The organism is Streptomyces sp. NPDC058646, assembly GCF_042716875.1.
GTDB lineage: Bacteria > Actinomycetota > Actinomycetes > Streptomycetales > Streptomycetaceae > Streptomyces.
In genome coordinates, this window is sequence record NZ_JBHXRK010000048.1 from 22,442 (window position 1) to 28,679 (window position 6,238).

Here is a 6,238-nt window from a genome sequence, read left to right on the forward strand (position 1 = left end):
GCACAGGCCTCGCAAGACGGTCTTCAACGGGAACAAGTCCGCCATGGGGCGACTGCGTGTCGACGGTTCCATCATCCGCTCCCGCGTGCCGGCACCAGCGTGACATCTCGCCATGGCTCGAGAAGAACACCTACCCCGCCGATGCTCCCAGCAGCCGCGACCCCACAAGCCACATCGGCGAAAGCGCCTGGCAAGCGCGGCTCACCGCACGCTCAGAAACCGCGCACCACCACGCCGCATCAGGCAGCAGCACCACAGCGACCCCCCGATGGCGGCCGGCCAGCCCCCGCTCCGGCTCCCGGCCAGCACCCGCTCCCCTGAGGACCAGACGGCCCCGGGCCGGTCCGCCGCCCCGGTCGGGGGCGAACGTCAGGGCGTGGCCAAAGCTGTCCAGTCGATCAGCATGACGCCGCCGCTTGCGCCGCTGGCCAGCCCGAACAGCGCAATGCGCATGCCGGGGTGCAGGCGGCCTTGTTCGGCGGCGAGGGCGAGTTGAAGGGGCAGGGTGGCAGCGGCCACGTTGCCCGTTTGGGGGAAGGTCGGCACAACGCTGTCGGGCCGGACGCCGAGGCGTTCGGAGAAGGTGTTCACGAAGGGGACGGACGGCTGGTGGACGCAGACCAGGCTCAGTTCGCACGGGTCGGTGTCATGCTCCTTGAGCCACTGCAGGGCGCGGGTATCCAGGCCGAGGAAGGACGCCAGGAGCAGTTGGGAATCGATGTCCAGCTGGTGGAGGAGGTGGGGGGCGTGGTGGGGGTTGAAGAGCGTGGCGGCGGGCCAGCCGCTGGAGTTGGCCATGAACGTGCCGGCGAGGATCCCCGGCTCGGGGCCGACTTCGACCATGACAGCTGCGCCCATGTCGCCGCCGGTCATCGAGGCGAGGGCAGTGCGCATCTCGGCGCGGCTGGTCATCGTCCAGCGGCTGAGCCGACTCAAAGTCTCGCCGCAAGTGATCAGGATGCGCCGGTAGCGGCCGCAGCGGATGAGGGCGTCGGCGACTTCGAGGGCGTTCAAGACGCTGTTGCAGGCGTTGGAGACGTCGAAGACCGGGCAAGTCAGACCAGTTTTGGCGGCGACGATGTGCGCGTTGGCGGGCTCTTGGACATCCGCACTGACGGAAGCGAACAGGAGCAGGTCGACGTCGCCGGGCTCGAGCCCGGCCTGGGCCAATGCCTTGGTGGCGGCGTGGGAGGCGAGGTCGGAGGGCAGGACGCCGTCGTCGGCGACGACGCGCTCCTGGAGCCCGTAGGTCCGCCGCAGGAGTCCGGGGGGAATGCGCAGCGTGGGGCTGTGGGCGCGCAGCCGGTCCTCGATGGCCTCGGAAGTCTGGCGGCCTTCGGGGAGGTGGACGGCGACCTGGGTGATCTGGCTGTAGACGCTCATGCCGCCACCTCCACAGGTGCGGTGGGTGCGGTCGGTGCGGTCCGGGGCAGGCCGGTGACGGCGTGCTTGACGCGGTCGGACAGCCACAGTGGGGTCATCGTGTGGAGGGGGATGAGGAAGCGGGCGTCGAGACCGACGCTGTAACGGGCCTTGGGACGGCGGGCGGAGAGCGCGGCGGCGATGACTTTGGCGACCGGTTCGGGGCCGGGAACGCGCTCGTTGACGGCGGTAAACAGGGTGCGCGAGCGCTCATAGCCCGCCCCGCCGACGGAGTCGACGCTGCTGAGGTCGGCGACCGCCCGGTCCAGCATGGCCGTCGCGAACGCGCCCGGCTCTACCAAGGACACCCGTACGCCGGCGTGGGCCGTCTCCACCCGCAGGCAGTGCGTGATCGCGCTCAAAGCGTGCTTGCTCGCGCTGTACCAGCCGCCCAGTGGCCACGGCACCCGCCCCAAACCCGAGGACACGTTCACGATCCGGCCCCCGCCCCGCCGGCGCATCCACGGCAAGGCGAGCCGACAGATCCGCATGGCACCGAGGAGGTTCACTTCCAGCAGATGACGCGCCTGCTCATCACTCACGTCTTCAACAGCCCCGGCCTGGGGGACGCCGGCGTTGTTCACCACCGCCCACGCGCCACCTGTCGTCATGTCCTCCACCTGGGCCATCGCCTCCCGGCAGGAGACCGGGTCCGCCACATCCAGCAGCACCGTCCGCAGGGCAAGCCCCCGCCCCGCCGCCGCGGCAAGCAGGACATCCGCCTTCTCGTGACTGCGCACGGTGGCGATCACATCCCAGCCCACGCCCGCCAGCCGCAAGGCGGTGGCGGCACCAATACCACCCGTCGCCCCCGTGACCACCACACTGCGCCCCGCACAGCGGTCGCCCGAAGCACCTGCAATAGCCATACGCCTGCCCTCGTATCCCTGACGGCTGCGCGTCCCTCTACGCCAGCGCACCCTGTGATCAACGAGCTGACCCGGTGCGCGGATGCGGCAGGCACCGCCCCAAGGGCCACTACCACCGCCGGCCCCGGCATCGTCACCGCCCTGGCCGCTTCCCTCCCCAGCAGCGGCCCCGCCGACCAGCGCGGCAATCTCGGCCCGCCGTCGCAGCTCGACAGATTCATCCGCATCATGGAGAAGGAGGGGGCGATTCCGCACCCTGCCGTGGATGGCTGAGGCCAGCTCGAATGGAGCAAGCCGGGCCGGCGAGAGCAGCAACCCACACCTCCACGCTGCGCCTCGCAGGCCCGGCTACCGCGCCTTTCGACCCGGCCGCCCGACCTCGTCACCCGCCCCCAAACCCGCCGCTACCCAGGGCCGGACAGCCTTACTGATCATTATCGAGCAGACGGTCGATGCCGGTGCCAGCTTGGACGTACCTCACATCGGGCGTTCGGAATTCACACTGATCGACATCGACGACAGGTGGCTATCTCTGATGGCCGTTGACGGCGGGATGAAGAAAGACGTCAAGGTTCCGGAAGGCGAATTGGGCCGGGACATCATCGCGGCTTTCCAAGAGGGCAGAGAGTTCCAGGTCCTCGTACTCACCGCGATGGGCAAGGAGGGAGTTGTCTCGTTCAGGGGTGGCTCCCGGATTTTATGTGCCCCTCTCTGCCCCCGTTCCCGGTGCGGCAACTTCTGGATCACGGTGGGCTGCTGGTTCGCGGTTGATCACCGCTCGGGGCAGCTCCCGGGTTGGCGGCCCGAGTTGCGTCGAGCCGCTGGCCCCTCCTCATAGACCTCACGCCTGTGCCGGTGGCGGAACGAGCCGCAGCCGGTCTCCCTGTCCTTGCCACTCACCTGGGACTGGTCCGGGTTAAGGCTCACCCGGAATGTCCGCCGCCCCTCGCCGGGCGGGTATACCGTCACGCGCCGGCCGATGCCCGCGCCACCGTACTTCGCGAGGCGGCCCCAATTGCCGTCCGACTCGGACAGGGCTAGCCCCAGCTCCTCGGCCGTACGTCTCAACGCAGCCCGGAAGCTTAAGTCGTCGTCCCAGCTACCCTCGCCCTGCCCCGCCCCGATGCTCATCACCCCAGTCTGCCGAATCGCTCCCTGGTTTGTCCCTTTCGGATCTTTCCGCGTGTGCGGAGGCGGGTACAAAAAGCCTGCATCAGATCAGGTCCGTCCCTGACCCACTAGAGCCTGTAATGGGCGACCCCGAAATCCCCTGAGGTTTCCTTGGGCCATCGAGCGCACGCCAACGGGTATCGCCGGGCGTTGCACGGTCGGCAGGTCCCGCACGTACCGGTGCCCCGGCAGGTCTGTCCGCCGGAGCATCGGTTCACCGTGTCGTGATCAGTCGATCGGCGCACCCTTCCAGTTGCCCGGAATGAGCGGCGCCGGCATCAGACACGCGAACGCCCCGTGCGCGAGCACCTGGAAGACAATGGGCTCGGCCACCGCATGCGCACCCGCAGCGGGCAGTGCCAAGAGCACCATCGGGAAGGCCATGAGCCAGCGGAAACGGATCAGATCCATCCGGGTGTGCGCCGCGCCTGCGCCGATGGCGAGCAGCACCGAGGGGATGCCAGTGAAGGCCATCATGCCCAGGGCGATGCCCATGAGCTGCCCGAAGGAGTCGTCGACCGGCGCGGTGAACGCCACCGCCACCCACGCTGCCATGTGCAGGCCCACGTAGGTCAGAATGCACCGCACAACCCTGCCTCCCGTTGACGGTGACTCAGCCCGCTCAGCGGACGCAGCGGACGCAGCGGAGTCCGCCTCGGCCGTACTCATCGGATGTCCTCTCCAGCCACATGGATCACCCGCAGCCGGGGAGCGGCACGTGCGACGGGTTACCTCCCGGTGCCTGCCGGCGGCCACTGGGGAGCCAGGGCAGGGACTCGTACTGCTGGGCGAGCAGCCTGCGGACCTGACGTCTCAGGGCCGTGAAACCCGCTGCGAGAGTCCCGGCGAAGGATGCACCCGCGATCAGGGGCGCCGAGCGGCCGTTCACCGCCAGGAGCCACAGGGCAGCACAGGCCGCCCCGACGGCCAGCAGCAGCGCGAACCTGGCGGCCCGCGGCAGCCCCTGTGTCACCGAGATGCACCCGAAGCCGAGGGCTGCGCCAGGGACGGCAGTGCAGGCGAGGGTGATTCGCAGAAGGAAGGCGAAGGCGATCAGCATGACGCACAGCCCCCAGCACTCGTGGCACCCCGTCACAGGGGCAGCCGCATCCGTGCACACGATGCTCCAGCAGGTGCACTGCGTCCATCCTGCCAGATGGCTTGAACGTGTTCAATACTACTGGTCGAGGGTCGGCTGCGTCGTGCCAGAGGGCGGCATCTCGCAGAGCGTGTGCCGTGTGGACGTGGGACCTCGGCTACCTGGCCTGGGGCTTGCGGCACAGGCGCGGCCGTATTGGACGGTGGTCCTGGTCAGGCTTCGGATGGTGGGCAGCCGCAGCATGCGGCATGCCTGGTCGATCACGTTGGTGGCGGCTTCTTCGGTGAGTTCGCTGGCGGGGGATGGTCATGTCGCTTCTCCCTGACTGGTGCCTTGGCCGCCGGTCCGGCGGCGGTTGAGCAGTTGGTCGTAGGTGGCCACCGGGGGCAGAGGCCGGGTGTCGGGCGGCAGGTGGGTCAGCGGGTAGTCGGCGAGGAAGGTCACCGTCGCGTGTTACTCCACCGGCGGGGCAGGTGGCGCGGGTGCCCAGCGGGTGGCGCTGGGCTGTCGCCCTCGGCGGCCCTGCGGGCCTCCAGCGCGACCGCGTCCGCGGTCAGGGCGCCCGCCCGGAAGGCCGCGGCCAGGCCGGCGACGACGTGTTCGTGCCGCATGTGGCGTCCCAGCAGCAGCACCTGGATCAGGGCTCGGGTGCCATCGGCATCGCCGTGCGCCGACCGGACCGCGGCCCACCAGGTGTCATGAACCGGGGTGAACCTGCCCGCTGAACGGGCCTGTTCCAGCGCGGTCGAGCCCGGGAAGGCTCCCCGCTCGCGGGTGAGGGCTTCGAGGTAGTGGGCAGGACGAGTTGGGAACCGCCTTTGGTGCTGAGGCGCTCGTGCCCCGGCGACCTCATTGCGGCCCTCGTAGACGACCAGGTCGTTGGCGTTCAGGAGTACCCGCACCGACTGGCCGATGAGGCGACCGGCACCGAGTACCGGTTGGTGCGGACGGTGATCTGGCTGTTACGGTCCACTCGCGGGGTGAACCAGCGGCCCGTCTCAAACGGCTCCTCCGGCAGAGGCTTGAGCCGTGGCTGTTCGGAGCGGAAGTACTCACCGATTGTGTGGGGGCGCGAGCTGATCCGGCGGGCCTCGTCGTCGATATCCCACTGGTCGACCATCGCGTTGAGCTGAGCCAGCGAGTCGACGACGGGCACGGGCACGAAGTGGTTGCGCCGGAAGTACCCGCCCTGACCCTCCACTCCGCCTTTCTCGTGGGCGCCTTCGATCCCTGGCCTGCAGTAGAACGCGTCGCCGAGACAGCCAGACGGCTGCGGGAACGCACGGGAACATGGACACAGTGCGAGCGGAACTGGGTCCAGCGTTCGGCTTCCACCCGTATGCGGCCCAGCCCAGTCACCCGGGAGACCGCCGCCTTCAGGTTGTCGTAGCGGACCCTGCCGCAGGGGACGCCTCTAATCGATGTCAAGCCCACGAAGCTCGCTGGGGGTTCTCGTGTGTCCGGCAGGACGGCGGGCGTGATCCTGAAGTACCCCTGCGTGTGTTGCGGTCGCCTGACGATGGACGACCCGCCCGACTCGTAGTGCCTGTTTCTGATCCTGGTTTTGAGTAGCTTTGGGGCCTAGGGGTTGTCCCGTAATCGATCTTCGAGTCGCGATGGGCAGTGGCAGTTGAGGTGCGTGCGCTCGCCGCTATCCGGCCAAGGCGAGGTTGTGCAG

Annotated in this window: 9 protein-coding genes and 1 pseudogene; 2 read left to right on the top strand and 8 right to left on the bottom strand. The window is 68.9% G+C overall.

The features are described from left to right. Positions 1–369 precede the first annotated feature (369 nt). Both ACFWUZ_RS34485 and ACFWUZ_RS34490 read right to left on the bottom strand, forming a co-directional pair. Positions 370–1,383, bottom strand: a complete 1,014-nt coding sequence (locus ACFWUZ_RS34485) for a 3-oxoacyl-ACP synthase III family protein (RefSeq protein WP_384381794.1) — start codon at positions 1,381–1,383, stop codon at positions 370–372. Next, positions 1,380–2,291: an SDR family NAD(P)-dependent oxidoreductase gene (locus ACFWUZ_RS34490; protein ID WP_384381796.1), complete on the bottom strand. Its 912-nt coding sequence runs from the start codon at positions 2,289–2,291 to the stop codon at positions 1,380–1,382. The genes ACFWUZ_RS34485 and ACFWUZ_RS34490 overlap by 4 nt, the downstream gene beginning before the upstream one ends. A gap of 54 nt (positions 2,292–2,345) precedes the next feature. Between ACFWUZ_RS34490 and ACFWUZ_RS34495 the strand changes: the two genes are divergently transcribed. Both ACFWUZ_RS34495 and ACFWUZ_RS34500 read left to right on the top strand, forming a co-directional pair. Continuing rightward, positions 2,346–2,564 carry a hypothetical protein gene (locus ACFWUZ_RS34495; RefSeq protein ID WP_384381798.1) on the top strand — a complete coding sequence of 73 codons (219 nt, stop codon included), beginning with the start codon at positions 2,346–2,348 and terminating at the stop codon, positions 2,562–2,564. After that, positions 2,557–3,129, top strand: coding sequence for a hypothetical protein (locus tag ACFWUZ_RS34500; RefSeq protein ID WP_384381800.1), 573 nt, complete (start codon positions 2,557–2,559; stop codon positions 3,127–3,129). The genes ACFWUZ_RS34495 and ACFWUZ_RS34500 overlap by 8 nt, the downstream gene beginning before the upstream one ends. Positions 3,130–3,689: 560 nt before the next feature. Here the strand turns inward: ACFWUZ_RS34500 and ACFWUZ_RS34505 are convergent. The 6 genes and pseudogenes from ACFWUZ_RS34505 to ACFWUZ_RS34530 all read right to left on the bottom strand — a co-directional run bounded on the left by ACFWUZ_RS34505 (position 3,690) and on the right by ACFWUZ_RS34530 (position 5,761). After that, positions 3,690–4,028 (bottom strand): hypothetical protein, encoded by a 339-nt coding sequence (locus tag ACFWUZ_RS34505; RefSeq protein WP_384381802.1) that lies wholly within the window; start codon positions 4,026–4,028, stop codon positions 3,690–3,692. 127 nt (positions 4,029–4,155) lie between these two features. Further along, positions 4,156–4,434 (bottom strand): hypothetical protein, encoded by a 279-nt coding sequence (locus ACFWUZ_RS34510; protein WP_384381804.1) that lies wholly within the window; start codon positions 4,432–4,434, stop codon positions 4,156–4,158. Positions 4,435–4,776: 342 nt separating this feature from the next. Next, a pseudogene (locus tag ACFWUZ_RS34515) lies at positions 4,777–4,870 on the bottom strand (AAA family ATPase); the annotation flags it as partial. Continuing rightward, on the bottom strand, positions 4,867–5,004 hold the full coding sequence (locus ACFWUZ_RS34520) for a hypothetical protein (RefSeq protein ID WP_384381806.1): 138 nt from the start codon (positions 5,002–5,004) through the stop codon (positions 4,867–4,869). The gene ACFWUZ_RS34520 and the pseudogene ACFWUZ_RS34515, both read right to left, overlap by 4 nt. Next, positions 5,001–5,462 carry a hypothetical protein gene (locus ACFWUZ_RS34525; protein ID WP_384381808.1) on the bottom strand — a complete coding sequence of 154 codons (462 nt, stop codon included), beginning with the start codon at positions 5,460–5,462 and terminating at the stop codon, positions 5,001–5,003. Before ACFWUZ_RS34525 ends, ACFWUZ_RS34520 begins: the two co-directional genes overlap by 4 nt. After that, positions 5,447–5,761 carry a hypothetical protein gene (locus tag ACFWUZ_RS34530; RefSeq protein ID WP_384381810.1) on the bottom strand — a complete coding sequence of 105 codons (315 nt, stop codon included), beginning with the start codon at positions 5,759–5,761 and terminating at the stop codon, positions 5,447–5,449. The genes ACFWUZ_RS34525 and ACFWUZ_RS34530 overlap by 16 nt, the downstream gene beginning before the upstream one ends. Between the last annotated feature and the right edge of the window lie 477 nt (positions 5,762–6,238).